Annotated in this window: 24 protein-coding genes and 1 pseudogene; 11 read left to right on the plus strand and 14 right to left on the minus strand. The window is 63.5% G+C overall.

The genetic code is table 11. The features are described 5' to 3' along the window. The first annotated feature begins 45 nt into the window (after positions 1-45). Positions 46-4,068, plus strand: a complete 4,023-nt coding sequence (putA, locus tag GY791_01690; GenBank protein ID MCP4327135.1) for a bifunctional proline dehydrogenase/L-glutamate gamma-semialdehyde dehydrogenase PutA — start codon at positions 46-48, stop codon at positions 4,066-4,068. A 35-nt stretch (positions 4,069-4,103) separates the two neighbouring features. On the opposite strand, the gene GY791_01695 is transcribed toward putA, so the two are convergent. The 3 genes from GY791_01695 to GY791_01705 form a co-directional block, all read right to left on the minus strand. Further along, a complete protein-coding gene (locus tag GY791_01695) occupies positions 4,104-5,828 on the minus strand; it encodes an ATP-binding protein (protein ID MCP4327136.1) in 1,725 nt (574 codons plus the stop codon). Next, the gene (locus GY791_01700) at positions 5,821-6,690 is read right to left on the minus strand and encodes a HAMP domain-containing histidine kinase (protein MCP4327137.1); all 870 of its coding nucleotides are present in this window, start codon (positions 6,688-6,690) and stop codon (positions 5,821-5,823) included. Before GY791_01700 ends, GY791_01695 begins: the two co-directional genes overlap by 8 nt. Before the next feature lie 200 nt (positions 6,691-6,890). Then, complete coding sequence (locus GY791_01705) at positions 6,891-7,964, minus strand: hypothetical protein (protein ID MCP4327138.1); 1,074 nt, start codon at positions 7,962-7,964, stop codon at positions 6,891-6,893. A gap of 200 nt (positions 7,965-8,164) precedes the next feature. Here GY791_01705 and GY791_01710 point away from each other — a divergent pair, with 200 nt between their 5' ends. Next, positions 8,165-9,442 (plus strand): MFS transporter, encoded by a 1,278-nt coding sequence (locus tag GY791_01710; GenBank protein ID MCP4327139.1) that lies wholly within the window; start codon positions 8,165-8,167, stop codon positions 9,440-9,442. An 8-nt stretch (positions 9,443-9,450) separates the two neighbouring features. Here the strand turns inward: GY791_01710 and GY791_01715 are convergent, their stop codons facing one another. After that, a complete protein-coding gene (locus GY791_01715) occupies positions 9,451-10,146 on the minus strand; it encodes a glutathione S-transferase family protein (GenBank protein MCP4327140.1) in 696 nt (231 codons plus the stop codon). A gap of 78 nt (positions 10,147-10,224) precedes the next feature. Here GY791_01715 and GY791_01720 point away from each other — a divergent pair, with 78 nt between their 5' ends. After that, on the plus strand, positions 10,225-10,626 hold the full coding sequence (locus GY791_01720; GenBank protein MCP4327141.1) for a rhodanese-like domain-containing protein: 402 nt from the start codon (positions 10,225-10,227) through the stop codon (positions 10,624-10,626). Positions 10,627-10,657: 31 nt separating this feature from the next. Continuing rightward, on the plus strand, positions 10,658-11,740 hold the full coding sequence (locus GY791_01725) for a phosphotransferase family protein (GenBank protein ID MCP4327142.1): 1,083 nt from the start codon (positions 10,658-10,660) through the stop codon (positions 11,738-11,740). A 17-nt stretch (positions 11,741-11,757) separates the two neighbouring features. On the opposite strand, the gene GY791_01730 is transcribed toward GY791_01725, so the two are convergent. The 5 genes and pseudogenes from GY791_01730 to nthA form a co-directional block, all read right to left on the minus strand. Beyond that, entirely contained in the window at positions 11,758-12,360 is a 603-nt protein-coding gene (locus tag GY791_01730; GenBank protein MCP4327143.1) for a glutathione S-transferase family protein, read from the minus strand. An 8-nt stretch (positions 12,361-12,368) separates the two neighbouring features. Further along, a complete protein-coding gene (locus GY791_01735) occupies positions 12,369-12,776 on the minus strand; it encodes a nitrile hydratase accessory protein (protein MCP4327144.1) in 408 nt (135 codons plus the stop codon). Beyond that, positions 12,754-13,413, minus strand: a pseudogene (gene nthB / locus GY791_01740) (nitrile hydratase subunit beta). Before nthB ends, GY791_01735 begins: the two are co-directional and overlap by 23 nt. A gap of 1 nt (position 13,414) precedes the next feature. Then, positions 13,415-13,744, minus strand: a complete 330-nt coding sequence (locus GY791_01745; protein ID MCP4327145.1) for a nitrile hydratase subunit beta — start codon at positions 13,742-13,744, stop codon at positions 13,415-13,417. A gap of 10 nt (positions 13,745-13,754) precedes the next feature. Further along, positions 13,755-14,381 (minus strand): nitrile hydratase subunit alpha, encoded by a 627-nt coding sequence (gene nthA / locus GY791_01750; GenBank protein MCP4327146.1) that lies wholly within the window; start codon positions 14,379-14,381, stop codon positions 13,755-13,757. 163 nt (positions 14,382-14,544) lie between these two features. Here nthA and GY791_01755 point away from each other — a divergent pair, with 163 nt between their 5' ends. The 4 genes from GY791_01755 (at position 14,545) to GY791_01770 (ending at position 17,109) form a co-directional block, all read left to right on the plus strand. Beyond that, entirely contained in the window at positions 14,545-15,078 is a 534-nt protein-coding gene (locus GY791_01755; GenBank protein MCP4327147.1) for a phosphonopyruvate decarboxylase, read from the plus strand. Beyond that, a complete protein-coding gene (locus GY791_01760; GenBank protein MCP4327148.1) occupies positions 15,075-15,686 on the plus strand; it encodes an aldehyde dehydrogenase in 612 nt (203 codons plus the stop codon). Before GY791_01755 ends, GY791_01760 begins: the two co-directional genes overlap by 4 nt. A 35-nt stretch (positions 15,687-15,721) precedes the next feature. After that, positions 15,722-16,150 (plus strand): GFA family protein, encoded by a 429-nt coding sequence (locus tag GY791_01765; GenBank protein MCP4327149.1) that lies wholly within the window; start codon positions 15,722-15,724, stop codon positions 16,148-16,150. A gap of 182 nt (positions 16,151-16,332) precedes the next feature. Beyond that, entirely contained in the window at positions 16,333-17,109 is a 777-nt protein-coding gene (locus GY791_01770) for an NAD(P)H-dependent oxidoreductase (protein ID MCP4327150.1), read from the plus strand. A gap of 136 nt (positions 17,110-17,245) precedes the next feature. Here the strand turns inward: GY791_01770 and GY791_01775 are convergent, their stop codons facing one another. Continuing rightward, entirely contained in the window at positions 17,246-17,728 is a 483-nt protein-coding gene (locus GY791_01775; protein ID MCP4327151.1) for a flavin reductase family protein, read from the minus strand. Between the two features lie 222 nt (positions 17,729-17,950). On the opposite strand from GY791_01775, the gene GY791_01780 reads away from it, so the two are divergent. Together GY791_01780 and GY791_01785 are read left to right on the plus strand one after the other, a co-directional pair. Beyond that, on the plus strand, positions 17,951-18,676 hold the full coding sequence (locus GY791_01780) for a magnesium and cobalt transport protein CorA (protein ID MCP4327152.1): 726 nt from the start codon (positions 17,951-17,953) through the stop codon (positions 18,674-18,676). A 48-nt stretch (positions 18,677-18,724) separates the two neighbouring features. After that, on the plus strand, positions 18,725-18,979 hold the full coding sequence (locus GY791_01785; GenBank protein MCP4327153.1) for a hypothetical protein: 255 nt from the start codon (positions 18,725-18,727) through the stop codon (positions 18,977-18,979). A 13-nt stretch (positions 18,980-18,992) separates the two neighbouring features. On the opposite strand, the gene GY791_01790 is transcribed toward GY791_01785, so the two are convergent. Continuing rightward, positions 18,993-21,512 (minus strand): cyclic nucleotide-binding domain-containing protein, encoded by a 2,520-nt coding sequence (locus GY791_01790; GenBank protein ID MCP4327154.1) that lies wholly within the window; start codon positions 21,510-21,512, stop codon positions 18,993-18,995. Between the two features lie 60 nt (positions 21,513-21,572). Here GY791_01790 and GY791_01795 point away from each other — a divergent pair, with 60 nt between their 5' ends. Continuing rightward, entirely contained in the window at positions 21,573-21,815 is a 243-nt protein-coding gene (locus GY791_01795) for a hypothetical protein (GenBank protein MCP4327155.1), read from the plus strand. Positions 21,816-21,851: 36 nt separating this feature from the next. Here GY791_01795 and GY791_01800 read toward each other — a convergent pair whose 3' ends face one another. From GY791_01800 to GY791_01810, 3 genes are all read right to left on the minus strand, one after another. Next, the gene (locus GY791_01800) at positions 21,852-22,712 is read right to left on the minus strand and encodes a class I SAM-dependent methyltransferase (protein MCP4327156.1); all 861 of its coding nucleotides are present in this window, start codon (positions 22,710-22,712) and stop codon (positions 21,852-21,854) included. 73 nt (positions 22,713-22,785) lie between these two features. Then, entirely contained in the window at positions 22,786-24,135 is a 1,350-nt protein-coding gene (locus tag GY791_01805) for an MATE family efflux transporter (GenBank protein MCP4327157.1), read from the minus strand. A 32-nt stretch (positions 24,136-24,167) separates the two neighbouring features. After that, complete coding sequence (locus GY791_01810; protein MCP4327158.1) at positions 24,168-25,952, minus strand: gamma-glutamyltransferase family protein; 1,785 nt, start codon at positions 25,950-25,952, stop codon at positions 24,168-24,170. Positions 25,953-26,031: the final 79 nt, after the last annotated feature.

Genomic DNA, 26,031 nt, shown 5'->3' on the forward strand with positions numbered 1-26,031 from the left:
CGGCCGCCGGGCACGGCGGCGGCCAGGAATTAGCGGGAGTATGAAATGATCTTTGACTATGAGCTGCCGGAACGCTCGGACCTGCGCCAGTCCGTTGCCGCCGCCTATCGGCTGGACGAAACCGAAATGGTCGAGCGGCTCCTCGCCTATGCACAGTTTTCCGGCGATGCCCGGACGCGCATCGCCGACCGGGCCGAAGCCCTGGTGCGCGCGGTACGGGCACGGCCGAGCGAGGGCAGCGTCGAGGCCTTCATGCACGAGTACGAACTGTCCAGCCATGAAGGTATCGTGCTGATGTGTCTGGCGGAGGCGCTCCTGCGGGTGCCCGACGATGAAACCGTCGACAAGCTGATCCAGGACAAGATCACATCGGCCGATTGGGGGCGGCATCTCGGCCACAGCGGGTCGCTGTTTGTCAACGCGTCGACCTGGGGGTTCATGCTGACCGGAAGCCTGCTGGCGGCAAAGGACAGCTCCGAGCACGACCTGCGCACGACCCTGACCGGATTGCTCGGACGCACCGGCGAGCCGATTATCCGCCAGGCCATTCGTCAGGCGATGCGCATCCTCGGCCGGCAGTTCATCATGGGCGAGACCATCGAGGAAGGGCTGCATCGCGCCCGCTCCTACGAGAAACAGGGCTACCGCTTCTCCTATGACATGCTCGGCGAGGCCGCGCGCACCAACACCGATGCGGAGAAATTCTTCGACGCCTATGCGAAGGCGATCGACGCCATCGCCGCCACCAACCCCAAGGACCCGATTATCGGAGCCGGCCTGTCGGTCAAATTGTCCGCGCTCGACCCGCGCTATGAATTCGCCCAGCACCGGCGCACGATGAGCAACGTCCTCGGGCGCCTCAAGGCACTGGCGATCAAGGCCAAGCAGGGGCGCATCGGCCTCACCGTCGATGCCGAGGAAGCCGATCGTCTCGAGCCGTCGCTCGACATCATCGAGGCGCTCGCCGCCGATCCCGAACTTGCCGGATGGAATGGATTCGGCCTTGCCTTGCAGACCTATCAGAAGCGCGCCTTTCACGTCGTCGATTGGCTGGCCGACCTGGGCCGGCGCAGCGACCGCCGGTTCATGGTGCGCCTGGTCAAGGGCGCCTATTGGGACACCGAGATCAAGCGCGCGCAGGAAGCCGGCGAGGACGGTTATCCGGTCTTCACCCGCAAGGCATCGACCGACCTGTCCTATATCGCCTGCGTCCGCAAGGCCTTCGAGTGCACGGACGCGATCTATCCTCAATTCGCGACCCACAACGCCCAAACCGCCTCGGTCGTTCTCGAACTCGCCGGCGACTATCGTGATTTCGAGTTTCAGCGCCTGCACGGCATGAGCGCGCACCTTCACGACGAACTCATCGCGCCCGAGAAGTATGGCGTTCCGGTCCGTGTCTATGCCCCCTGCGGTGGCCACAAGGAGCTGCTGCCCTATCTCGTCCGCCGCCTGCTGGAGAACGGCGCCAACACGTCGTTCGTCAACCGGATCATGGACGAATCGGTTCCGCTCGAGAAGATCACCGGCGATCCGGTCGAGGAGGTGGCGGCGCTGCAGCACAAGCCCCACCCAAGGATACCCTTGCCGCGTCAGATCTATGCACCACGGCGTCTTAATTCGATGGGCGTGGACCTCACCGACGAGCGGTCGTTGCGCGGGCTGGCCGAAGAATTGACCGGCTTCGCCGACGCGGGGTGGAGCGCCGGACCGATCGTCGACGGTAGCGAAGCGCTGACGCGGCTCGGCGACATCACCGACCCGGCCGACCGTGCCCGGGTCGTCGGCGGTGTCCAGGAGGCCGACGAAGCGGACGTCGCGGCTGCGCTCGACGTTGCCGAGAAGGCGTTCCCCGCCTGGCGCGACCGGCCGGTCGAGGACCGGGCGGCGTTCCTCGAACGGGCGGCCGACCTGTTCGAGGCAAACACGCCCGAACTGATGGCGATCGCCATTCGCGAGGCCGGCAAGACGCTCGCCGATGCCGTCGCCGAAGTGCGCGAGGCGGTCGACTTTTGCCGCTACTATGCGGTTCAGGCGCGGCGGCTCTGCGGTGCGCCGACCGCCCTGCCGGCGCACGGCGGCGACCTGTTCGAGACCGGCGGCCGCGGCATCTTCGTCTGCATCAGCCCGTGGAACTTTCCGCTCGCCATATTTACCGGACAAATCGCGGCGGCGCTCGCCGTCGGCAACGCGGTGATCGCGAAGCCTGCCGAACAGACCTCCCTGATGGCGGCGCGCGCGGTTCGCCTGCTGCACGAGGCGGGGATTCCTCCTGCGGTGCTGCAGCTGCTTCCGGGACGTGGAGAAGTGGTCGGCGCCCGGCTCGTTGCCGATCCACGCGTCGCCGGCGTCGCCTTTACCGGCGGAACCGACACCGCGCTGGCCATCCGACGCACGCTCGCCGCCGGGCCGATTGGACCGGTCCCGCTGATCGCCGAGACCGGCGGCCAGAATGCGATGATCGTCGATTCGACGGCCTTGCCCGAGCAGGCAATCGGCGATGTGTTGCATTCGGCGTTCGACAGCGCGGGCCAGCGCTGCTCCGCGTTGCGTGTGCTGTTCCTTCAGGACGACATCGCGCCGGGCATGATCGAGATGCTGGCCGGCGCCATGTCGGAGCTTCGAATCGGCGACCCCTCGGTTCTATCGACCGACGTCGGACCGGTCATCGACGACGAGGCGAAATCGGTGCTCGAAGCCCATGGCGAACGAATGGCGGCGGAAGGAACGCCGATCCACGTTTGCGCTCTCGACGAATCGACGGTCCGCGGCACGTTCTTCGGCCCGCGCGCCTATGAAATCGATTCCCTCGACCGACTGCACCGGGAGGTCTTCGGTCCGGTTCTCCATGTCATTCGGTTCGCCGCCGATCGTATCGATCAGGTCGTCGATCGCATCAACGCCACCGGCTACGGTCTGACTTTCGGCGTTCACAGTCGGATCGATTCGGTCGCCGACCGTCTCCACCGACGAATCCGCGCCGGCAACACCTATGTCAACCGCAACATCATCGGCGCCATCGTTGGTGTTCAACCCTTTGGCGGCGAAGGTCTTTCGGGTACCGGGCCGAAGGCGGGCGGGCCCAATTATTTGCGCCGCTTTGCCGTTGCCGCACGAGCGACCGGCGATGACGATGGCGCAGCGCCAACGTCGCCCGGGTTTCGTTCGCCCGGTGCGGGATGGCAGACATCCCCGATCGTCGGCGGGCGACGCCAATCGGGCCCAATGGTGATAACCCACCCGGCCTCTCATCCCGAAGCGATAAACGGCACACTGGTGCTGGCCACCCAGGAGCATGCCGACGAGGCCACGACGTTGGCACTGGCGGCGTTTCCGCGCTGGGAGGCACTGCCGGCCGATCACCATGCGGTGATCCTTGACGATATCGCCCGCGAATTGGTCAATGCCTTGCAGGACCACATCGACCTCTGTGTCGACGCCGCCGGCATAGAGCCGCGCGCGGCCGCGCGGGCAATCGAGGATGCCGCTACGCTGTGCCGCGCCTACGCCGCCGAGGCGCGGGCCAGCCTGGCGGCGCCGCTGCGCCTGCGCGGCTATACCGGCGAACGCGATGAGCTTTCGTTGCGCGGCCGCGGTCTTTTCCTGTGCATTGTCGAAGGCGCGGCTCCGATTGCCACGATCGCGGGCATGGTCGCCGCGGCTTCGGTGGCGGGAAATGGGTCGCTGGTCATTGCCGGCGAGGCTTCGGCCCATCTCGCGGCACGGCTCGTCGCGCGCTTCCACGCCTCGGGAATGCCGCCGGATGTCCTCCATTTCCTGCCCATCGCTGACGACGCTCTGCGTGACGCGATGGCGACCGACCCGCGCATCGCGGGTATCGCTTTCGCGGGCACCGAAGATCGCGCCCGTGATCTCGACCGCATCCTGGCGGCGCGCGAAGGACCGATCATACCGCTCATTGTGGAGCGATCAGACATCGCTGCCGAGGTAGGGTTCTCCAACGTCGGTGATATCTACCGCTTCGCCACCGAGCGCTCGCTGTCGATCGACACCACCGCTTCGGGCGGCAACGCATCGCTGTTCAGTATCGAAGAGAACGGCGGGTGAGCGCCGCGGCTAGAGCACTTTGAACGCGCGGTGCTCTAGCGTTGGCGGTGACGCCACCGCTCGATGACGCGCTCGACGAATCTTTCGACCTCGATATCCTGCGACCATCCGCTGGAGAAACTGGCGGTTCCGCTCATCGGGCGCTCGTCGTTGGGAAGCTCGTCGAAGCAAACACGCATCGGCACCGAAACGCCTTCGCCGACGGCAATGGCTTCCGCGTTGCGCAACGAGGGCAGGAAGTCCATCAGACCGATCGCCGATTCCGACATCGCGCTGCGGACGAAATCCTGGTCCTTCTGGTTCGACATGCGGAGCGCGAAGACCGTATTGCACTGGGACAGGATCTCGGCGGCGAGCTCCGACGGCCGCTGGCTGACCAGGCATAACGAGACGCCGTATTTGCGGCCTTCCTTGGCGATTTGCGACAGCGCGCGCTTGGTCGGCTCGAAACCGCGTCCCGAATCGGTCGGCGCGTAGCGATGGGCCTCCTCGCAGACCAGCAGCATCGGCATCGAACGTTCGCTCCACAGCGCGAAGTCGAAGGTCATCCGGCACAGCACCGAGACCACGACATTGATGATTTCCGACGGTACGCCGGAAAGATCGACGATCGTCACCGGTTTGCCGGCGACCGGGATGCGGAATAGCTGCGAGATGATCTGCGCCATGTTGTCGCGTACCGACAGGCCGGGGAACATGAAGTCGAAGCGCGGATCCGCCTGGAGCGCCGCGAAGCGCGCTTTTAGCCGCATATAGGGGGCGACATCGCGCGGCCGGTCGAGGCGTCCAGCGGTCTCGTCGAGAATCCGCGCCACCTCGCCGAGCCGGTAGGGGACCGGCGCATCGACGGTAATTCGGCCGGCATTTTTTCCGTCACCGACAAACTGGCGTTTGGCGGCAACGATGACCTCGTTGAGTATTGCGGCCTCGACCTCCGCGTCCTGGCCGTCGCTGTTGATGACGATTTCCTCGATCTCCTCGGAATTGAGGAGCCAATAGGGGATCTGCAGGGTCCCGGGATCGAGCACTTCGGCGGCGTCGCCGAGCGCTTTCGAATATTCGTTGTGGACGTCGAGCAAGAGCACGTGCCCGTTGGGGTGTTCCGACAGGATCGCGCGCAGGATAAGCGCAACGGCACAGGACTTACCGGCGCCCGTGGTGCCGAGAATGGCGAAGTGTTTGCCGAGGAGGTCGTCGGTCACGACATAGGCGGGAATCGTCCGGTCTTGATGAATGCTGCCGATCGGTACCGCGGACTTGGTGGGAAATGTGTAGACATTGGCCAGATCGTCAGCCGTGGTGGCAAAGACGTTGTCCGCCAACGACGGAAAATACGACACGCCGCGCTGAAAAGTGCTATCGCGATTTCCCAACCCGACCGATGTCTCGCCCAACAATTCCAGCTCGACGATCCGATAGGTTTCGTTGTTGGGATCGGTCGACGGAACCGGGATGCTGAGGCCGCTGACGATGCCATAGACGGTCGTGTAGGGTGTTCCCATCTTGACCAGGGAGCCGATCTGCAAGGGAGTCGGTTGGTCGCCTTCGTCCCTGTCGAGATCGTCGTCCAGCAACATGATAGCCTGCGAGCCGGAGACCGCGACGATCCGCCCCAACCGGTCGGAAAAGGTTTTGACCGGATGCAAGTCGCGGCCGATGTCTCCCAGCCGACGATGCCTATCGATCTCCGCCGTTAGGCTTCTATTTGTCGAGGAGACTTCTTCCAGCCGCATGCTCAAGTCTGCCGTCGCTTTAGCCAATGATCCGCTCCTTTGGAAACGCTGCCGTTACCGTGGTCCCCTGGCCGACCGTGCTCACGATGGCAAAGCTGCCGCCATGCAACTCGATCAGGGCCTTGGCCAGCGGCAAACCGAGCCCGGTGCCCGGATATTTTCTGTTCAGCACGCTGTCCAGTTGGGTAAACGGCGCCAGTACCTTGTCGATGTCCTGCTGCGCGATACCGATTCCGGTGTCGATGACGCGAAGATGAATGCCGTCGTCCGTTTCGCCCGTCTCGACCCGGACCTCGCCGCCCGAGGGCGTGAATTTCACCGCATTGGATACGAGATTGATGCCGATCTGGGTCAGTTTGCGTTCGTCGGCGCGAATCTTGGGAAGGTTTGGCGCCAGACCGTGGGTGAAGGTCAGTCGGCTGTCTTCCGCCTTCTGGCGCAGCAGCTTGAGACACCGAGCACCGACGAGAGACAGGTCAACCGAGCCTTCGTCCAGCTCCAGTTTGCCCGCTTCGACCTTGGACAAGTCGAGGATGTCGTTGATCAGTGACAGCAGATGCTGGCCCGAATCGTTTATGTCGCGCGCATATTCGAGAAATTTGTCGGTGTCGTTTTGGCCGACCATGCTGCGCGTCATCATGTCCGAAAAGCCGATGATCGCGTTCAACGGCGTGCGCAGTTCGTGGCTCATATTGGCTAGGAACTCCGATTTGGTCCGATTGGCGGCCTCGACCGATGCGCTCCGCATCTCGGCCATGGTCGCGACCTCCTGTGCGGCGCCCAGGGCCTCGCGCCAACGGTCGTGCGGCGAATAGCGCGCCAGCTGCGTGCCGTATGTGTCGATAAGCGTCTGCCGCCGACGTTGTTCGCTGCGAAGCCGATTCATCACTTCGGGGCGACTCCTCTCCCATCTGCCGGCCGACACTAGAAGGGAAAAGGAAACAAAAAATTAATAACGATTAAATTCTTACCGAGGCCGGGACGTGCCCGCACGGGCCGATGCTAGCGGTGTTGGGGGCTTGTAAAAAAATTATGAAAAGATCTTTGCAATCGCGGCCGCGGTTGGTCGAGCCAAGCCGCCGGTGGTGGTCAGTCAAGTCGCGCCAGCTCCGTCACGACGATCGTCGGCACCGCGCCCAAGGACGAGCCGGCGAATTCGAGCTCGCGCATCTGCATTTGGCCGCTGGTGCGGACGTGACACAAGAAACAGTCGTTGCGTAGGCTCGTCCGTTGCGATTCGCTCAACCCGTCGAGCAGGATGTAGACGAAATCGGAACTCGATCCTTCGTCGGACAGCAGTTTCGCCCAATTGCCGTTATAGTGGAGGTAGGTTCCCGAGGCGGTCACGTCTTGGCCCACCAAGCTCGATCCGTCGCGCGCCAACGTGGCCACCGCTATCTCGCCGCCGGGCGCGCTCGCGGCCGGCGGCGTTGTCGCTTGCTGGGTCGTCGACGGCGGTGCCGGCGCGCCCGGCGCCGCGGGTATGGGTTGGATGATAACCTCTTGCTCGACCACGGTCGGCGCTGGAGCCGGCGCCGCGGACGTCGAGCGGTTCTGAGCCGACGTGCGTAAATGGTCCAACAATTGCGGCGACGGCTGACCGTCGACGAGAAGGCTGTTGTTGCGCTGATAGGTCGATATCGCGCTCCCCGTCCGGCTTCCGTAGAGACCGTCGATCGGGCCCGGGTCGTAGCCGAGCAGGGTGAGCAATTCCTGGGTCTCGTAAACCATCTGGCGGTTGTGCCGCGGCGGCGTGGCCGCCGTTGCCGGTGCCGTGCCGGCGGTTGCCGAGGGTGTGCCGGCACTCGTCGTCAGCGTGCCGGCCGACCCCGTGCCTTCGTCGACAATTTCCCACAGCCCATCCGGCGTCCGGCAGGCGCGGCCTTCGACGGTCTGCATGGTGCCCGGCTTGCCATAGCTGCGTTGGAAGATCCAACACGGCTGCCCGGCGTTGTCACCGGCGGGACGCACCGCCTCGACCCGGCCGCGATTCCCAGTCTGTGTGCTGGCATATTCCATGCTCAAGTTCGACCGACCCACATTGAGCACGTCGTTGAGCGTTTCGAGCATGGCGCCGAGATCTCGCACGTCCTCAAGGGCGTGGCTCGAAAACGGCGACAACAACACCGCCGCGAAAATACCCGTCATCAATCGTCTGGCCATCATACCTCCGCATCGCCGGTTCGGCGCCCAACGATGGTAGCAAACCTGCTGGCGCGCACCAACAACGAGTGTGGGCCGCCGTTCGGCCATGAGCCCAGCGCATCCGCGCCCTGCATGCGATGCGGTGGCCTCGGGTTGAGGGACGCGATAGAGTGGCGCGCCTTTCTTGAGGGGTGTATCCCACGCCCGCCGGAGCTTTCATGAACGGAGCCGCCTCGATCGTGACGCGACCTGGTCGCCGTGCCTGGCTGGTGTGGGGGGTGGCGGCGCTGTCATTCGCCTATGCCTTCATGCAACGGGTCGCGCCCAGTGTCATGGTCGACGATTTGATGCGTGATTTCGCCGTGTCGGGCGCCATCCTCGGCAATTTGTCGGCGATCTACTTCTATGCCTATGCCGGTTTGCAGATACCGGTCGGCGTCGCCCTCGACAATTGGGGGCCGCGGCGGATGCTGACCGCGGCGGCGGCGATCGCGGCCTGCGGCAGCGTGCTATTCGCTATGGCCGACGGACTGTGGCTGGCCTATCTCGGACGTCTACTCATTGGTATCGGCTGCGCGGTCGGTTTCGTCGGTGCGCTCAAGATCGGCGTCAATTGGTTTCCGCCCAATCGATTCGCCTTCGTTTCCGGGATGAGCATGTTGGTCGGCTTGTCGGGCGGCGTGATCGGGCAGGCACCGATGGCGGTGGTTGTCGAGCTGGTCGGTTGGCGCGACGCGTTGTTGGGCGCGGGCGTTCTTGCCGTCATCATTGCGGTGACGACATGGATCTTCATCCGCGACCACCCGCCGGATCGGGACCCAATCGACGCCGCGACGCCGAGGCGCAATATCCTGGCCGATTTCCGCGACGTGGTGGCGCGCCGGCAGATCTGGATCATCGGATTTTATAGTGCCGTCATGTCGGGTCCGATGTTGGCCTATGGCGGGCTCTGGGGGGTGCCCCACCTGATGCAGGTCTATGGACTGGATCGCCCGGCGGCGGCCGGCTCCGCTTCGCTCTTGCTACTGGGCTGGGCGGTCGGGGCGCCCTCGGCCGGATGGATATCCGACTTTCTCGCCCGGCGGCGCCTACCGCTTGCGGTCGCCGCCGGACTGGCCCTGGCGTGCTGGCTGGCGTTGCTCTACGTTCCTGGCCTGCCGCTGGTATTGACGTGGGTTTTGCTGTTCCTGATCGGCGCCACCAGCGCCGGCATGGTAATTTGTTACGCCCTGGCGCGCGAATTGTCTCCGGCGACGGCCAGCGGTGCCGCGACCGGGTTTGTCAACATGGTTACGGTCGGTTCGGGCGCATTGATGCAGCCGTTTCTCGGTTGGCTGCTCGACACCTTTTGGGACGGGACGCTGGTCGACGGGGTTCGCGTCTATTCGATCGCCGCCTTCGACGCGGCCTTGGTCACGATGCCGGCCTGCGCGGTCGTCGCCTTCGGGCTCGCCTGGCTGATCAAGGAAACCCACGGCCGGCCGCAAGTTGCCTGACAACCGGGCTACGAAACGGCACGGGCGGCGAAGCCGCGCGCATACCCGTCGAATAGATCGAGCATGCGCCGGCGCCAGGCGTGGATCGGATCGTCGGATGCGAGCAAATCGTCGGCGCTGGTGCAGCGCGCCCATTGAAAGCACCCGAATATCGCATAGTCGGCAAAGGCCGGTGCGTCACCGGCGACGAATTCACGCTGCGCAAGCGTCACACGCAAGGGTCGAAGCGCGAGATTGAGCACGGCCATGTTTGTCGTGCGGTTGGCGCGCATATCGGCGAACGATTTGCCGAACCGGCCCTCCCGGCTGGTGCGGAAGTAGTCCCGGTCCTCCGCCGTCACCACTTCATAGATGTCGGGCAGGATGATTTGGACGGTCTGGGAAATCAGCGTGGTGTCGGCCCAGTCATAGATGAACCGGCCCAGGGTTTGGCCGTGGTCGCCGCCGAACAGGCTGGGCCGATCGGGATATGCGCGATCCAGATAAACGGCGATATCCCAGGATTCGGAAACGACCTCCTCGCCATCGACCAGAACCGGGACCGTGCGGCTGCGGGAAAAGGCGAACTTGTCCTTTTCGGTAAACCGGCACGGCACGAACTCGGCCTCCAGCCCCTTGTGGGCCAGGGCCATGCGGCTCATCCAGCAATAGGGGCTGAAGCGGCGATCGTCGCGACCGAGAAGCTCGTACAACTGGCGGGCCAATGGCGGAAACCCCAGATTGGCGCGGGCACGTCCGCGACAAGCCCTCTATAATCGAAACACGGCAGCGAAGGAAATCCGATGATTACGACCGGCATCAAGGAATTGTGCGAGTCCGCGGAAGCGGAGATCGAAACTCTGACCGTCGAAGAAGCGATCGCGCTGCGCGACGACCCGGGCGTGCAGCTTGTCGATATTCGCGATATCCGCGAGTTGTGGCGCGAGGGGGGCGTGCCGGGGGCGCTTCATGCGCCGCGCGGCATGCTCGAATTCTGGGTCGATCCCGATAGCCCGTATCACAAGCCAGCCTTTGCTTCGGGAAAGAAGTACGTTTTTTTCTGTGCCGGCGGTTTGCGCTCGGCGCTCGCAACTCAGGCGGTACAGCGCATGGGCCTCCGCCCGATCGCTCACATCGCCGGCGGGTTCGGCGCCTGGGAAGAGGCTGGCGGGCCGATCGAGACAATCGAGCCCAAGTCGAGCTGAGAATGGCGGTCGAATTCCGGCGCGCCACGCAGTGAGCGACTTGTCCGCCTGGCCCGAGACGGCGCGCCTGCGGGCGCCGGACGACGCGGTGCCCCAGCCCTGGGATCGGCTCGCCCATCACCTCGCGATCCAGGGCCGCGACCTCGATCTCGCCCTTCCGCCCCGTCAATTTGCCGGCGGGTTCGGCAATCTCAACTATCTGTTGCGTCTCGACGATGACTGGGCGGTCCTGCGACGGCCGCCGTTGGGGCCGCTGCCGCCCGGGGCCAACGATATGGCGCGGGAGAACCGAATGCTCGTGGGCCTGGCGCCGATCCTCCCCCTGGTCCCGCGAAGTCTCTATTTCTGTGACGACGGCGGAGTCCTGGGGCAGCCCTTCCTGATCATGGAATACCGGCCGGGCATCGTCATCGGCGGTGAAATCCCGGCGCGCTATGCCGATTTCGAGGACTTGGGCGGCCACATCGCCACCACGCTTGTCGACGTCCTGGCCGCGCTCCATGCGGTCGATCCCGCGGCCGCCGGTCTCGGCGATTTGGGCCGCCCGGACGGATTCTTGGAGCGGGCCGTCGACGGCTGGGCGAAGCGCGCGAAGGTGGCCACCGACGACGCGCCGCCACCGGTGGTGGCCGAAATCGTGGCGTGGCTGCGCGCGCACGGCGTCCGGCCGCAGCCACCGACTCTGCTGCATAACGATTTCAAACTCGACAACACGATCCTGGATCCGGCGACGCTCGCTCCGGTCGCGGTCGTCGACTGGGATATGGGCAGCCGCGGCGATCCATTGTTCGATCTGGCGACGCTCCTCAGCTATTGGGTCGAGGCCGGCGATCCGCCGGCGATGCACGCGATCGGACAGATGCCGACGGCGGCCCCCGGCTTCCCCGGGCGCGACGAGGTCGCCACCGCCTACGCCCGCAAGACCGGCCGCGACCTTTCGGATTTCCTCTTCTATCGCGTGCTGACCGGCTTCAAGTTGGGCGTCGTGTTCATCCAGCTCCACGCCCGCTATCGCCGCGGCGAGACCGATGATCCGCGCTTCGCCGGTTTCGGCAGGATGGGCGAAGGGCTGCTCGAGTTCGCCTATGAGATCGCGCGCGGCCGCGGCAGTTAAGGTGACATCCTCGGCGGCTAGAATTCGCGTTTGGTGATCGGGATGTGGCCGGGCTCGGCGGCGACGCGGGCGAGCCACGATCGGATCGCCGGATAGCCGGCGAGGTCGAAGCCGCCCTCGGCGGCGACATGGGTATAGGCGTAGAGGGCGATGTCGGCGATCGAATAGGCGCCGCCGACCAGAAAGTCGACCGTCCCGAGCCGCTGTTCCATGACGTCGAGCGCAGCATAGCCCTGGGCCATCTTCTGCGGCAGCAATTGTTTTCTGAGCGCATCCATCTCGCCATGCTTGGTCCAGAATCGGGCGACCGCGATCGTCGGTTCGTGATTGTATTGCTCGAAGAACATCCACTGCAGGACGCGGGCGCGGTCGAGTTGGTCGTCGGGAAGCAGCGGCGTACCTTCCGCGAAATAGAACAGGATCGCGTCCGATTCGGACAACACCGTCCCATCGTCGAGGACCAAAATGGGAATGCGACCGTTCGGATTGAGGGCGAGGAATTCCGGCGTCCGGGTCTCGCCCGTGAGGACGTCGATTTCGATCAATTGCAAGGCAATGCCCAGTTGGCTCAGCAGCAGGCGGACCTTGTAGCCGTTGCCGGAATCGAGGAAATCGTACAACCGTAAGGTCAATCCGAGCGCTCCTCGGTCAACTCGATGGGGTGACCATGGGGAGTCGCTTGGGCTGCCTTGTCCCAAGCGTCACGACGTTCGGCAAGCGCGGTTTCCGCGACCAGGCCCTTCGCAGCAACGATCTTTTCGAGCGCGGCCAGCCAGTGATTGTAATAGGTCTCGCCGGCGTCGGGATCGCCGTCCGCCTGGGCCGCCTTGATCTCGGCCGACAAAAAGGCTGCCCATTCGGGCCAACTGAAACAGCCCTGTTCGTGGAGTCTTACCGTCATCGCGAAAGCCTGCGCCTGCCACGGGGCGGCGAAGATCGGGCCGTCACGATCGCGCGGCAGTCCGGGCACGGCGTCCATGTCCACCGCCGCCGCACCTTCTGCCGCGGCGCGCTCAGGCGGGGTCGAGGTGGTCATCCCACAGGTCGACATGGACGCAGTCGCGATCCGAAGCCTCGTCGCCCCACAATTCGCGGGCGGTGAACCGCACGCTGTAGACATGCTGCGGGTTCTTGCCTTTCCCGGCGGCATGATCGTCGGCGAAAATGAAGACGCCGTGGTCGCGGTCGACGATTCCCCTTCGTCCCCGGACATAACGCGGAATGCGGGTGTGGCCGATCGGATGGATACTGCGCGATCACGGTATCGCCGGGCTGGAACTTGGCCGGAACCTCCGTATCGACCCGCGCCGACGCGCCCTTCGCCAACACGTCCGCGACCCGATCTCTGGTCAGGACTTTCATGGCTCCATTCCCTTTCGTATTTCCGCCTCCTTGGCTTCGATCTCCGCGGGCGTGACCAGCCCGTTTTCTATCAAGAGCAATTCGAGGCCATGAAGCCAATGCTCGTAGTAACTGCTGTCCAGGTATGCGGCCGGATCCATGCGCTCGCGGGCATGACGCGTCATATCCAGGTTCCACACGCCGAGGGCACCGCAGGCAAGCGTTATCGCGAAAGCGCGGCGCTCCCAGGCATCATGGAAAACGGGTTCGTTCGGGTCCGGCGCGATCGGCCCCAATCCATGCATGCCACCGAGGTCATGGGCGCCATTCATATCAATTCTCTTCGACGACGACACGTTCGGACGCGACGATTTCGGCCATTCGGGTCGCGATCTCTTCGGTGTTCAGAACGCCCGCCTCGACCAGCAGAGCCTCGAGGCAATGGAGCCAGCGTTCATAATAGCTAGCCTGCGAATAGGCCGTCGCCGGCATGCGCTCGATCGTATGCCGCCATTGGTCGAGGTTGCCGAGATCGAGAGTGCCGCAGGCCATGTCGAGGGCGAACATGCGGCGCTCCCAATCGTCGAAGTAGGGCGCCGCATTGCGCTGGGCATCGATGGGACCGAAGCCGTGCATGCCGCCGATGTCGTGGAAGCCGTTCATGCCGTCGCCGTCATTCTACGACCCTCTCGGCTTCGGCCGGAGACCGGGCGAGGCCGGTGCCGATCATCGAGTCGCGGGTTACCAGCTCGGCCAGTTCCGCCTCACCGAGATGGCCGCTGCCTTGGGGGCGCATCGGAATGACGAGATAGCGCAGCTCGGCGGTACTGTCCCAGACCCGGATCACGGTTTCCTTCGGCAGTTCGACACCGAATTCACCAAGGACGCCACGCGGGTCGATCACCACGCGCGACCGATAGGGCGCCGACTTGTACCACACCGGCGGCAGGCCGAGCACCGGCCACGGGTAACAGGAGCACAAGGTGCAGACGACCATGTTGTGGACGTCGGTCGTGTTCTCCAGAGCGACCATATCCTCGCCCTGGCGGCCACTAAACCCAAGGTCGGCGATCGCCGCGGTGGCATCTTCGAGCAACCAGTCGCGATAGGCCGGGTCGGACCACGCCCGTGCGACCACCCGGGCGCCGTTGCGCGGACCGACCCTGTTTTCGTAGGTGTCGATCAGTTCGTCGAGGGCCGCCGGGTCGACCAGGCCTTTTTCAACGAGCAACGATTCGAGGGCGCGGACCCGCAACTCGGTGTCGCTCAGCGGGCGGTTGTGATGGTCGTGCTTTGCCATGGGCCGGTACTCGCGTCGTCGAACCGCCGAATTCTACGGCGAGAGCGGGTCGGTTCCAAGCGCGGTATGCGGTTTGGGATTGTTGCTCCCGCCGATCTCGCATACATCTTGTGGACCATGACGACGAACCCCGTGCGATCACGATATTCGTAGGTCCGATTCGATGGACAATGCCGAGACCGCCGCCGAGTCCTGGTCGGACCCCACCTATAACGAGCTCACACGGCGCGGCGTTCGCCATGTGGTCTACGTTCCCGATGCCGGACTGTCGCGGCTGATCGACCGTGCGGTCGCCGATGACCGGGTCGAGAATGTCGTGCTGACCACCGAGCAAGAGGGCATCGGCTATCTCTGCGGTGCCTGGCTCGGCGGCGATCGGGGCGTGCTGCTGATGCAGAGCAGCGGCGTCGGCAACTGCGTCAATACCCTTGGGCTCGTCCAAAGTGGCCGGTTTCCATTCCTCGCCCTGGTGACCATGCGCGGCGAGTGGGCGGAATTCAATCCGTGGCAGGTGCCGATGGGTCAGGCGACCGGGCGTGTCCTCGAGGCGATGGGCGTGATCGTTCAACGCGCCGATCGGCCGGAAGAGGTCGCCGAAATCGTCGCCGCGGCCGCCGACCACGCTTTCGGGGGCGACCAAGCGGTCGCCGTGCTGCTGTCGCAGCGCCTGATCGGCCGCAAGGTATGGACGCAATGACGCCTTCCATCGACCCGCATCCGGCGCTGGAGCGCCGCGATGTCGTCGCTCGGTTGCTGCGCGACCGCGGCGATCTGCTCGTCGTGACCGGACTCGGTGCCGCGACCTACGACGCCGCTGCCGCCGGCGACGATGCGGCCAATTTCTATCTCTGGGGCGCCATGGGCAGCGCCGCCACGGTCGGGCTCGGATTGGCGGTTGCGTGTCCCGACCGGGCGGTTTTGGTGCTGACCGGCGACGGCGAGATGCTGATGGGGCTGGGCGCGCTGGCGACCATAGGGGTCCGCCGACCGGCCAACTTGACCATTGCCGTTCTCGACAATCGGCTTTTCGGCGAAACCGGCAGGCAACCCAGCCATACTGCCGACGGCGTGAGTCTGACCGCGGTGGCCGAGGCCTGCGGCTTCGCCTGGGTGGGCGATGTGCGCGATAATGGTGCCGTTGCCGAATTGCGCGAGCGGCTCCATTCCCTGGATGCCGGTGCTCGCTTCGCGCAAATCCACATCGGCGGGGGTATGCTGGAACGGGTGCTGCCGCCGCGCGACGGCGCGGTTCTGAAAAACCGCTTTCGAGCGGCGGTCTCGCCGGCCGGAGGTCGACCGCGATGACGGCGCGGCACGAACAACGGGAAGGAGGGTGACCCATGACCAACGAAACCTCGGTTGAACGGCGCACCGGGCATTGCCTATGCGAGGCGGTGCGTTACGAAATCAACGGCCCCATTCGGCCTGTGGTGATCTGTCATTGCTCGCAATGTCTGCGCACCCACGGCCACTACGCTGCCTATACCGGGGTCCCCCGCGAATATGTCGCGATCGATGGCGAGGATCACGTCGCCTGGTACCGCTCTTCCGAAATCGCGCGCCGGGGCTTTTGCCGGGTTTGCGGCAGCCGCCTGTTCTGGGATCGCGACGGTGCGGATTATATCGCGATCGCCGCCGGCACACTCGACCCGCCGACCGGGGTGCATTCGATCGCCCACATTTTCGTCGACGATAAATCGGATTACTACGAGCTGGAGGATAGCCTCGAACAACGGGCCCGGGGATATGGCGAGCGACCGCCCGACTAGGTCGTGGGCCTGTAAAGGGTTGGGGTTCGCGAGGCCGCACCTGTCCGCTCCGGAACGTGCTTGGGCCAGTCAGGTTGCGGCAGCGTTCGTCGTGAACGAGCGCCAGGCGGTCAATGGCGACATGCCAAATGCTGTGCCAAGGTGAATTTACAGCACATGATCCAAATCGGATATTCTAGGCCATGAAAGCCCACATCTTACTTGCCCACCCTGAGCCGACATCATTCAACGCTCACCTGGTCGGTATCGCACAAAGAGCACTTGACGAACGCGGTTGGGCCGTTTCGGTCAGCGATCTCTATTCGATCGGGTTCGATCCGTGTGAAAGAGCGGAACACTACGATGATCGGCAGAACCGACAACGATTTGATGTGCAAGCGGAGCAGCGGCATGCATCGGAAAACCAATCCATTCCGCTCGAAATTCGAGAGGAGCTCGGTCGCGTCGATCGAGCGGATTTGGTTATTTTTCAGTACCCGATGTGGTGGCACCTACCGCCTGCGATCCTTAAAGGTTGGTTTGATCGCGTCCTCATCTATGGCGAAGTGTACCGGAGCAATTACAGATTTGAGAAAGGTCGGTTCGTCGGGAAGAAAGCCTTGTTGTCTTTGACCGTCGGCACAAGCAGGGAAACATATGCTTACAATGGCCGAAGCGGCGACATCGATTTGTTGTTGTGGCCCATCAACTTCACGTTGGCCTATGTTGGCTTTGGAGTTCTTGAACCGCATGTCGCTTATGGCGTTGAAGCTGGGCTGCGATATTCTGACCCCTGCGAGATCGAAGAACGCCTAGAAAAGATCCAGGAAAGATATGCGTGGCGTCTCCAGACCATCGAGAATGACCGACCTATGTCATTCAACCGCATGAGTGAATGGGGAGCCGATGGAAGGATCAAGCCTTCCGCGCCTGTCTACAGCCCGTTCCTCAGGCACAGAGAGCAGCTTGAAATAGACTAGAGCCTGCAACGGGACACTATGGACGTTGGTTCTGCTCGTCGTGTTGACCTAGAAGTTCGTAACGCCATGTGCGAATCCGTGAAACGAACTTCCGACTTCGACAATCAGCGCAACGCCGCGTAAGGTCCCTTGCCGTTCAAGGAGCAAGCCGCCGGTAGGCGCCGCGATGATGGATCAGCGGCCCTGATTCTCGGTCGGCGACCGCCAACGCGACGACATGACCGACGATGATCAGATGATCGCCGGCTTCGTGGACCTGGGCCTTGCTGCATTCCAGGACGGCGATCGCCTGGGTCAGGATCGGGCAGCCGAGAGTCCAGGTCTCATAGTCCAGGTCTTGCCAATTGTCGGTCCCGACCTGCGCGAACCGCTCCGACAAATGCGCGTGATCGTCCCCCAGTATGTTGATCGCAAAATGTTCGCAGGCGGTGAAATCGCCGAAGCGGTCGGCGTCACGGCCGAGGCAGAACAGCACCAACGGCGGGTCCAGCGAGACCGAACCAAACGAACTCGCGGTCATGCCGACCGGCCGGCCTTGCGGGTCGGCGGTCGTGACGATAGTGACCCCGCTCGCGTACCGTCCCAATGCGTTGCGAAATTCTTGGCTGGTAAAGGACATGGGCGACTCTGCGATCGATTTCGTGGCAGTTTACTGAAACCCGGATGGAACGGCCAAACCGATTGAACTGCTATGCCGAGAAAGAAGCACTCTCAGCGGCCTGTTGCCAAGACCCGCAATCGCGCGGGGCGCCGTGCATCCAGCCTTGTGCGCCGGTGGCAAAACAGGCATCCGGCGCCGGGGACGGCGCCCGGAACGCTGGTCGCCGATCCGAATGCCTCGATGCCGGTGATCCGTGTCACCGGCTACGGCCCCAATAATCATTTCTCCAGGACCGTTACCAGCGTCGATGAAATTCAAACGGCTCGCGGGCAGGCGCCGATTGTCTGGGTCGATGTCCAGGGTTTGGGAGACGCCGACTTCGTTGCACGGCTCGGAGACCTTTTCGGCCTCCACCGACTCGCGCTCGAGGACGTGCTGCAATTGCAGCAGCGGCCAAAGATCGAGTCCTATGACAGCAATGTCTTTATGATCTTGCGCCTTCCCGAACCGGGGCGGCAATTCGCCACCGAGCAAATCTCGATCTTCCTCGGCCGAAACTTCGTCATCACCTGCCAAGAGCATCCCGGCGACTGCTTCGACCCGGTACGCACGCGCCTCGTCGATGCGCACGGTCGTTTACGGATCCGCGGCGCCGATTATCTTGCCTATGCCCTCATCGATGCCACGATCGACGCCTATTTCCCCGTTCTCGAGGTATTCGGCGAGAGGGTCGATGAGCTCGAGCAGGAAGTTCTCGAGTCGAACCGGGAGTCCCTGGTCGAGGACGTCCACGACCTCAAACGAGATTTGCTGCTTGTGCGCCGGGCGATTTGGCCACACCGCGAATTGGTCAACAACATGATCCGCGACGAGCATGAACTGGTTGAGCCGCATACGGTCATTTTTCTTCGCGATTGCTACGACCATCTCGTCCAACTGATGGATATCACCGAGACCTACCGCTAAATCGCCTCGAGCCTGGTCGACATATATCTGTCGCGGCAAAGCCAGCGCATGAACGAGGTGATGAAGGTGCTGACGATCATCGCCACCATCTTTATTCCTTTGTCGTTCATCACCGGCGTCTACGGCATGAATTTCGATCCCGCGGTTTCGCCCTGGAATATGCCCGAACTGGGCTGGTATTTCGGCTACCCCTTTGCCCTTGCGGTCATGGCGGTGATCGGCTGCGGCCTGCTGTTTTACTTTTGGCGCCGCGGCTGGATCTGGCGCGGTAAGAACGGGTCCGAGCATGCCGGGCGAAACTAGGGCGCGAAGCGCCCTAGGACGAAGCCTGATCGCTGCCTTGCCGATTGGCTTCGATGCGGTTCTCGGCGACCGCCTCGATCTTTTCCTTGAGCTCGGGGATCGTTCGCAGCAAAAGACGGAAATCGCGGGCTTCGAGGGCGAGCAACTGGCAATAGCCCTGGGAGACGACATCGGCGACGCGCGGCTGCCGAGTGAGAAGCGATAGCTCACCGAAAAACTCCCCCGATTTAAGCGCGATCGGGTTTTTCGGCAAGCGGACCTCGACCGAGCCCGATACGATAAAGTACATCGCGTTGCCAGGGGTGCCCTTCTTGATCACGCGCTCGCCGGGTACCGCGAGGTGAGGCTTCAAACAGCGTGCCACCTGGTGCAGCTGGGTGTCGTCGAGGGCACCGAACAGGGGCGCTCGGGCCAACATTTCCTTGAGCCTCAGGCCGAGATCGACTTGAGCCCTCTCTTCGAGAATGGCCCGCCGGCGATCGATGCCGCGTTCCAGGTCCGCATAGATCTCGCGCCCGATCAGCGATTCCTGCAATTGCCGCCGGTACTGTGCCTCTTCCAAGCGCAGCGCGGCCCGCTCCAAGTAGTGGTGGCGCAGTGATTGGGTATAACTTGGATATTGCACTTCGACCGCTTCGAGCGCGGTCATGATTCCGTCGAGGCGGGCATTGATCACATCGCCCAGTTCGGCGCTGACGTCGCTTCCGAGCAGCGGCTCGATCGATTGCTTGTTGAACCGCGCCAGCTCGCGGACGACAAGCTGGGAAACGATCAGGCGCTCGAAACGATGAGAAAGGCGGATCGCCAGGGGCCGGCTCCAGCCGGTGTAGCGATGGACGCGGAGTGCGACGCGGAGGCCAAACGGAACCCGGACCGCGATACTGGTGTTCGCCTGATAGCCTTCCAGCCCCTGAATTTTTACGCGGTCGATCAGCCGGTCGGCATCGGTCACCATTCGGGTCACCATCTGGCGTGACATCGTGCCGTCGGCGTAATGCCGGAGATAGAGCTCCTTTTCCCGCGTCGCCAGCGTCAGCAGTCCGACCTGGAGACGGTCCGGCTCGGAGAGTTGGGAAATGAGGCTGTGATCGCCGTTTTCGCCGTTTCCCGATTGCTCGTCATTGACGGCGGGTACGACATCGGCAGCCAGGACGGGATCGAAGCCGTATTCTCGTGCCACCGCCTTGACCTGTTCGTGCACTTGGCTCCGGCTCAAGGCGACCGCTCGGTCGCGCAGGGCCAGCTCCATCGGCGTCAATTGGCTGAGCCCGAGTAGATTCAGCAGCGGTTTGAGGGTCGTCGCTTGAACCAGCAAGGTGAACAGGACGAAGCCCGTCGCCAGCGTCAGGATGAACCGCTCGAGATCGTCGGGGATCTCGGGGTTCTCGTTAACCGACAACGCGAGGGTCAATGTCAGCGCTCCACGCAACCCGCCCCACAGGATAACGGCCTTGTACTTGGGACCGACTCGGTGGGTGGCCTTGACCGCGCTGAGCAGCGGTAGCAAGCCGTAGAGCACCACCCCCCGCGCGACCAGCGCACCGGCGACGACAATGCCGATCAAAACAAGGTCTCGCCACTCGGCCTGGTTAATGACCCTGGTGGCGAACATCGTGGCCAGGACGAAGATCAGGGAATTGGCCCAAAAATCGAGAAACTGCCAGGTCTGGACCAGCGGGTCCCAAGTTCCGGGGGTTGCCTTGGTGCGGCCGTGAACGGCGAAAGTGAATGACGCGGCGACCACCGCGACGACCCCCGAGACGTCGAAATATTGTTCGCCCAGGATGTAGCAAATGTAGGCAAGCGCGACGCTGAGCGTGATTTCGGCGACGCGCGTATTCCGCATCGCCGGCATAACCCAGCAGGTGATCCGCGCGAGAACATAGCCAAGGGCGAGCCCGCCGATGAAATCCGTCGTCAATTGGAGCAGGCCGGCGGCAAAGTCTATCTGTTGGCCGCTGGTCAGCGTTTCCACCAGGATCGTGAATATCGCGATCGCCGCGGCGTCGTTGAGTACGCTTTCCCCGGAGATCAGGGTGGTCAACCGCCGAGGCGCGCCGAGGTCGCGGAACAGGCTAACAACGGCCGCGGGGTCGGTCGTCGCCACGATCGAACCGAGCAGGAGGCAGGTGACCAGGCTGTACTCGACGTACATCGACAGCGCGTACCCGACGGCGAGGGTGCAGACGAAGACGGCGACCACCGCCATCACCAGGACCGCCCCGATTTCATCGATCAGCAGGCGGACATCGATGGTCAGCCCGGCGGTAAACAATAGCGGCGGAAGAAACAGGTAGAGGAAGAGCTCGGGACTGATTCCGAGGTCCTGAAGCCCCGCGATCATGCCGCTCAGGGGCCCGAAATTGATCGGCGGATTGACCATGAACACCACCGCGCCAAAAGCGATGCCGAGGCACGCCAGGACAAGCGTGCTCGGGATCGAACGCCGCTCAGCCCACGGCTGAATCAGGCTGACCATGACCAGTACGATCATGACTGCCAGAATTGCGAAGATGGCCCCTTGAGTGCTCATTCCGAACGCGACGTAATTGAAAATTCACGCTAGCCTAGGGGCCCACAGCAGGAAAGCGTCATGTTTGGTGCGTGGTTGAAATGTGCGTGCGGCGAGGGCGTTCCCAAGCGGTCGCTGATCGTCGCCGTGATCGTCGGCACCATATTGAACCTGATCAATCAAGGCGACCACCTGCTCAACGGCGATGCCCTCGATTGGGGCAAGATCGTGCTGACCTATTGCGTGCCGTACTGTGTCGCCACCTACGGCGCCGTGTCATTTCACATGCGACAGCTGCGCGGGCCGGAGAGCCGGGCTGGCTGATCATGCCTGCGCCAGACGCGCGGTCGAGATATTCAGTCAATCGTTCCGCCGCATCAGGATCATGCAATATTGGATCCAATCGACCAGCTTCTCGGGGTCGGCGGTTTCACCTTTGCGGCGCATACGTTCGACGCCGACAATGCGATTCCGCAGGCGACCCAAGAAGAGCCGCGAGATCAGCGGATGACGTTGCCGCAAACGCTCGGAGAATGCGTCCGTCAATGGCAACAACAGGTCGAGGTAGAGCCGCCGCTTGTATAAGAGATTCGGCTTGACGTTACGGGTGATGTCGACATGGCTCACCACGTCATATCCGTATTGCGCTCGCGCCGATTCGAAGGCCTGCCAAGAGAATCCGCCGCCCTGCCGCGAGTCGGCGGAGATCTTGAAATAGTCGGCGATCAGGACATGGCGGGCGCAGCCGGCAAGCTTTTCGATCGCCTGCGGCAGCGCCACGTACTGGAAGCTTTCACAAAAAATCGCCAGATCATAGGCGCGGTCCGGCGCTAGATCCTCGAACGTGCTTTCGTGGATGACGGTGCCGGCGGCGAGCTTTGTGCGGGCCAGCCGGTTTTGCTCGATCGACGGGCAGACGCAAGTGACATCGTATCCCGCGGCCTGGAGGTGGGCCGCCAGCTCACCGGTGCCGCTGCCGATATCGATGATGGATTTGACTCCCGGCGGGATCAGCGTCACGAGCTTGTCGAGAAAGGCTCGCTGCGCCACGGCTAGATTGACCAGCGTGAGTGCTCCCGGTTGGTCGGGGTTCTCCCAATAGCCCCAATGGAGGTAGCTGTGGCCGACCACGAATTCGCTGATCCGCGCGTAGACATCGAGCATCCGTCCCTTGGATTGGTCTTTCGCGATATGAACCTTGTTGCCGTCGGTATAGGTCATGTTTGGTTGGCCAATTGTGGCGGAGTTGTCCGGCCGCGAGGGCCCGAGATGTAACCGAAGGGGCGGCGCTTTGCTATCGGCTTATGGGGTCCGCCGCCTGAACCACCCTGGGGTAGTAGAGCCCGAGCGTAACCGCACGGGCGACCATGTAGACCATCAGTGCCAGCCACAGCCCGTGGTTGCCCATGATTGGGAGCAACAGATGGACCGCGGCGAGATAGATCGCCACCGATACGATCATCGCGTTGCGCATTTCGCCGGTGCGGGTGGCGCCGATGAAGATGCCGTCGAGCTGGAAGCTCCACACCGAGATCAGCGGCATCACGATGGCCCAGGGCAGGAACTGCGCCGCCGCCGAACGGACCTCTTCGATCCCGGTCAGAACACCGATGATTTCGGTGCCGAGCAGGGCGTAGACGAGAACGTAGATCCCGGAGATCGCGAACGCCCACTGCGTCGTCACCGAAACGCCGGCGCGCAAAGCTTCCCGGTTGCGCGCGCCGACCGCGCCGCCGATCAGCGCCTCGGCGGCGAAGGCGAAACCGTCGAGGCCGTAGGCCATGAAATGCTGGAAGTGCATCAGAACCGCGTTCGCCGCCAGCAGCACGTCGCCCATACGCGCCGACTGGGCGGTGAAGTAGGAAAACGCGAAGATCAGGCACAGGGTACGGATAAAGATATCGCCGTTGACGCGAGCGAACGCGATCAGCCGCGTCCGGTCGAGGATTTGATCGCGACGCCAATTTCCGCCGGCCGCGATCAGCGCACGGTGCACGATCCAAAGTCCGAGGAGGGCGGCGCTGTATTCCGAAATGACGGTTGCAAACGCCACACCTTCGACGCCCCAGCCGAGGCCGAGGACGAACCACAGGTCGAGGGCGATATTTATTCCGTTCAGAACGATCTGCAAGACAAGCGCCGTTCGCGGCCGCTGGATACCGAGCAGCCAGCCGAGAACCGCATAGTTCGCCAACGCCGCCGGCGCGCCCCACACACGCACGTCGTAGTAGGTTACCGCCAGCGCCTCGACGTCGCCGCTCGCTTCGATAAGCCAGAACGCCGCCCCGCGAATCAGTGACTGACCGGCGAGGATCACGACGGCCAGACCGAGACTGATGATGATGCCGCGGGCGATGATGGCACGGATTTCCTGCCAGTCGCGGGCGCCTAGCGCCTGGGCGGTGAATCCCGTGGTTCCCATGCGGAGGAATCCGAACCCCCAATAGATGAAATTGAAGATGATCGCCCCGATGGCGACGGCGCCGATATAGGCGGGATCGGGCAGGTGACCGACCACCGCCGTGTCGACCGCCCCGAGCAGGGGCACGGACATGTTCGACAGGATGATCGGACCGGCAAGCCGCCACACGCGGCGGTGCCATTCGCGGCGCGACGTCGGCAGGCTAGCGGACGAAGTATTCATGAAGAATCAATTCGGTAAAAAGATTCTGCCCTCTAACGCCCGACGGCATATCCCTGCATACCGCGCGGGTTGGCCGCCGCCTTGATCAGATCGCCGTCGCGCGCCGCCGCCGATAAACGCCCCAGCGACCATAGCTCCTCGATCTCGACGATATGTCCGCGGCGGCGCAATTCCTCGACCGTGCGGTCGGAGAAACGTCCTTCGAGGCGGATCACATTGGGGTACCGTTCGCGGGGGAAAAAACTGCTCGGAAAATTGACCGTTTGGAAGGTCGGGCAGTCGATCGCTTCCTGCAGGTTCATGCCGTGATCGATATGATGCAGCAAGAAGATCAATGCCCACTGATCCTGCTGATCGCCGCCCGGCGTGCCGAACGCCATATAGGGCGCGCCGTCGCGCAGCGCGAAGGACGGCGTCAAGGTGGTGCGGGGCCGTTTGCCCGGCGCCAGCGAGGCCGGATGACCCTCGTCGAGCCAGAACATTTGCCCACGATTGGTCAGATTGAAGCCAAGCTCGGGGATCGTCGGCGAGCTTTGCAGCCAACCGCCGCTCGGCGTCGCCGATACCATGTTGCCCCAGCGATCGATGACGTCGACGTGGCAGGTATCGCCTCGGCTGGCGCCGGTCTTGGCAATCGTCGGCTCGCCGCCGCCGAGCGCATCGTAGTGCTGCTTGAGCGCGGCGCGTTCGGCAGCGCCGTCGTCGGTCCAAGGGTCGTGGCCGGGAATAGTCCCGGGGCGCAGATCCGGATTGGCGCGTTCGCCGACCAATTCCCGGCGCGCGCCGTTATGGGCGTCGTCGAGCAATGTCGTCATCGGCACGTCGACGAAGTCGGGATCGCCGTAATAGGCCTCGCGATCGGCGTAGGCGAGTTTGGCGCATTCCACCACGGTATGGATGAAATCGGGCCCGGTCGGATTCATGGTCGCGATGTCGAAGCCTCTGAGCAGCGCCAACTGCTGCAGCATGACCGGACCCTGCCCCCACGGCCCGGTCTTGCAAATGGTATGGCCGTGATAATCGTAGGTCAGCGGATCTTCATAGGTGGCGTGCCAGCGCGCGAGATCATCGCCGGTCATGACGCCGTGCTGCGGCGTCCCGGTCGTATCGATATATGCGCGGTCGCGGCAAAAGCGGTCGATCGCCTCGGCGACGAAGCCTTCGTACCAGGCATGCCGCGCCGCCTCGATCCCGGCCTCGCGGCCGCCGTCGGCCGTTGCCGATTCGGCGACCAGGCGCTTGAAGGTGGCGGCAATCGCCGGCGTGCGAAAGAGCCGCCCGGGCTGTGGCGCGCCGTCCCGCAGCCATACCTCGGCCGAACTCGGCCAATGGTCGCGGAACAGGGCCTCGACCGATTCGATCGTCCAGGTGATGCGGGGCACCACCGGAAACCCGTTCTCGGCATAGCCGATGGCGAACTCCATGACCTCGCCAAACGACATCGTGCCGTAATCCCGAAGGATCATCAGCCAGGCGTCGAACGCACCGGGCACGACCGCGGCAAGCAGCCCGGTACCGGGCATCAGCGAGTGACCGTGGCGTCGATAGTGCTCGATGGTCGCGGCCGCCGGAGCGGTGCCTTGTCCGCAGACCACCCTCGTCCTGCCCTCGGCCGCGCTGTGGACGATCATCGGCGCTTCGCCGCCGGGCCCATTGAGATGTGGCTCGACCACCTGTAGAACGAAGCCCGCCGCCACCGCCGCGTCAAAGGCATTGCCGCCTTTTTCGAGAACGGCCATGCCGGACTGGGAGGCCAACCAGTGGGTCGACGCGACGGCGCCGAAGGTACAGAGGAGTTCCGGTCGCGTTGTGAACATCTCGAGGGACAGTCTGTTTTGGGGAAGGTTGGGCGGCGGCGATCATAGCCACAGGGACGACGGCACGACAAGCTCGGGT

This window comes from Alphaproteobacteria bacterium, assembly GCA_024244705.1.
Classification (GTDB): Bacteria; Pseudomonadota; Alphaproteobacteria; order JAAEOK01; family JAAEOK01; genus JAAEOK01.

Coding starts and splice junctions, on each gene's coding strand:
- GY791_01805 (MCP4327157.1), bottom strand. CDS start 24,135: ATGAATACTTCGTCCGCTAGCCTGCCGACGTCGCGCCGCGAATGGCAC.
- GY791_01785 (MCP4327153.1), top strand. CDS start 18,725: ATGAACGAGGTGATGAAGGTGCTGACGATCATCGCCACCATCTTTATT.
- GY791_01780 (MCP4327152.1), top strand. CDS start 17,951: ATGCCGGTGATCCGTGTCACCGGCTACGGCCCCAATAATCATTTCTCC.
- GY791_01800 (MCP4327156.1), bottom strand. CDS start 22,712: ATGACCTATACCGACGGCAACAAGGTTCATATCGCGAAAGACCAATCC.
- GY791_01735 (MCP4327144.1), bottom strand. CDS start 12,776: ATGACCACCTCGACCCCGCCTGAGCGCGCCGCGGCAGAAGGTGCGGCG.
- GY791_01790 (MCP4327154.1), bottom strand. CDS start 21,512: ATGAGCACTCAAGGGGCCATCTTCGCAATTCTGGCAGTCATGATCGTA.
- GY791_01775 (MCP4327151.1), bottom strand. CDS start 17,728: ATGTCCTTTACCAGCCAAGAATTTCGCAACGCATTGGGACGGTACGCG.
- GY791_01795 (MCP4327155.1), top strand. CDS start 21,573: ATGTTTGGTGCGTGGTTGAAATGTGCGTGCGGCGAGGGCGTTCCCAAG.
- putA (MCP4327135.1), top strand. CDS start 46: ATGATCTTTGACTATGAGCTGCCGGAACGCTCGGACCTGCGCCAGTCC.
- GY791_01710 (MCP4327139.1), top strand. CDS start 8,165: ATGAACGGAGCCGCCTCGATCGTGACGCGACCTGGTCGCCGTGCCTGG.
- GY791_01705 (MCP4327138.1), bottom strand. CDS start 7,964: ATGGCCAGACGATTGATGACGGGTATTTTCGCGGCGGTGTTGTTGTCG.
- GY791_01720 (MCP4327141.1), top strand. CDS start 10,225: ATGATTACGACCGGCATCAAGGAATTGTGCGAGTCCGCGGAAGCGGAG.
- GY791_01810 (MCP4327158.1), bottom strand. CDS start 25,952: ATGTTCACAACGCGACCGGAACTCCTCTGTACCTTCGGCGCCGTCGCG.
- GY791_01765 (MCP4327149.1), top strand. CDS start 15,722: ATGACCAACGAAACCTCGGTTGAACGGCGCACCGGGCATTGCCTATGC.
- GY791_01770 (MCP4327150.1), top strand. CDS start 16,333: ATGAAAGCCCACATCTTACTTGCCCACCCTGAGCCGACATCATTCAAC.
- GY791_01745 (MCP4327145.1), bottom strand. CDS start 13,744: ATGAACGGCTTCCACGACATCGGCGGCATGCACGGCTTCGGTCCCATC.
- GY791_01760 (MCP4327148.1), top strand. CDS start 15,075: ATGACGCCTTCCATCGACCCGCATCCGGCGCTGGAGCGCCGCGATGTC.
- nthA (MCP4327146.1), bottom strand. CDS start 14,381: ATGGCAAAGCACGACCATCACAACCGCCCGCTGAGCGACACCGAGTTG.
- GY791_01755 (MCP4327147.1), top strand. CDS start 14,545: ATGGACAATGCCGAGACCGCCGCCGAGTCCTGGTCGGACCCCACCTAT.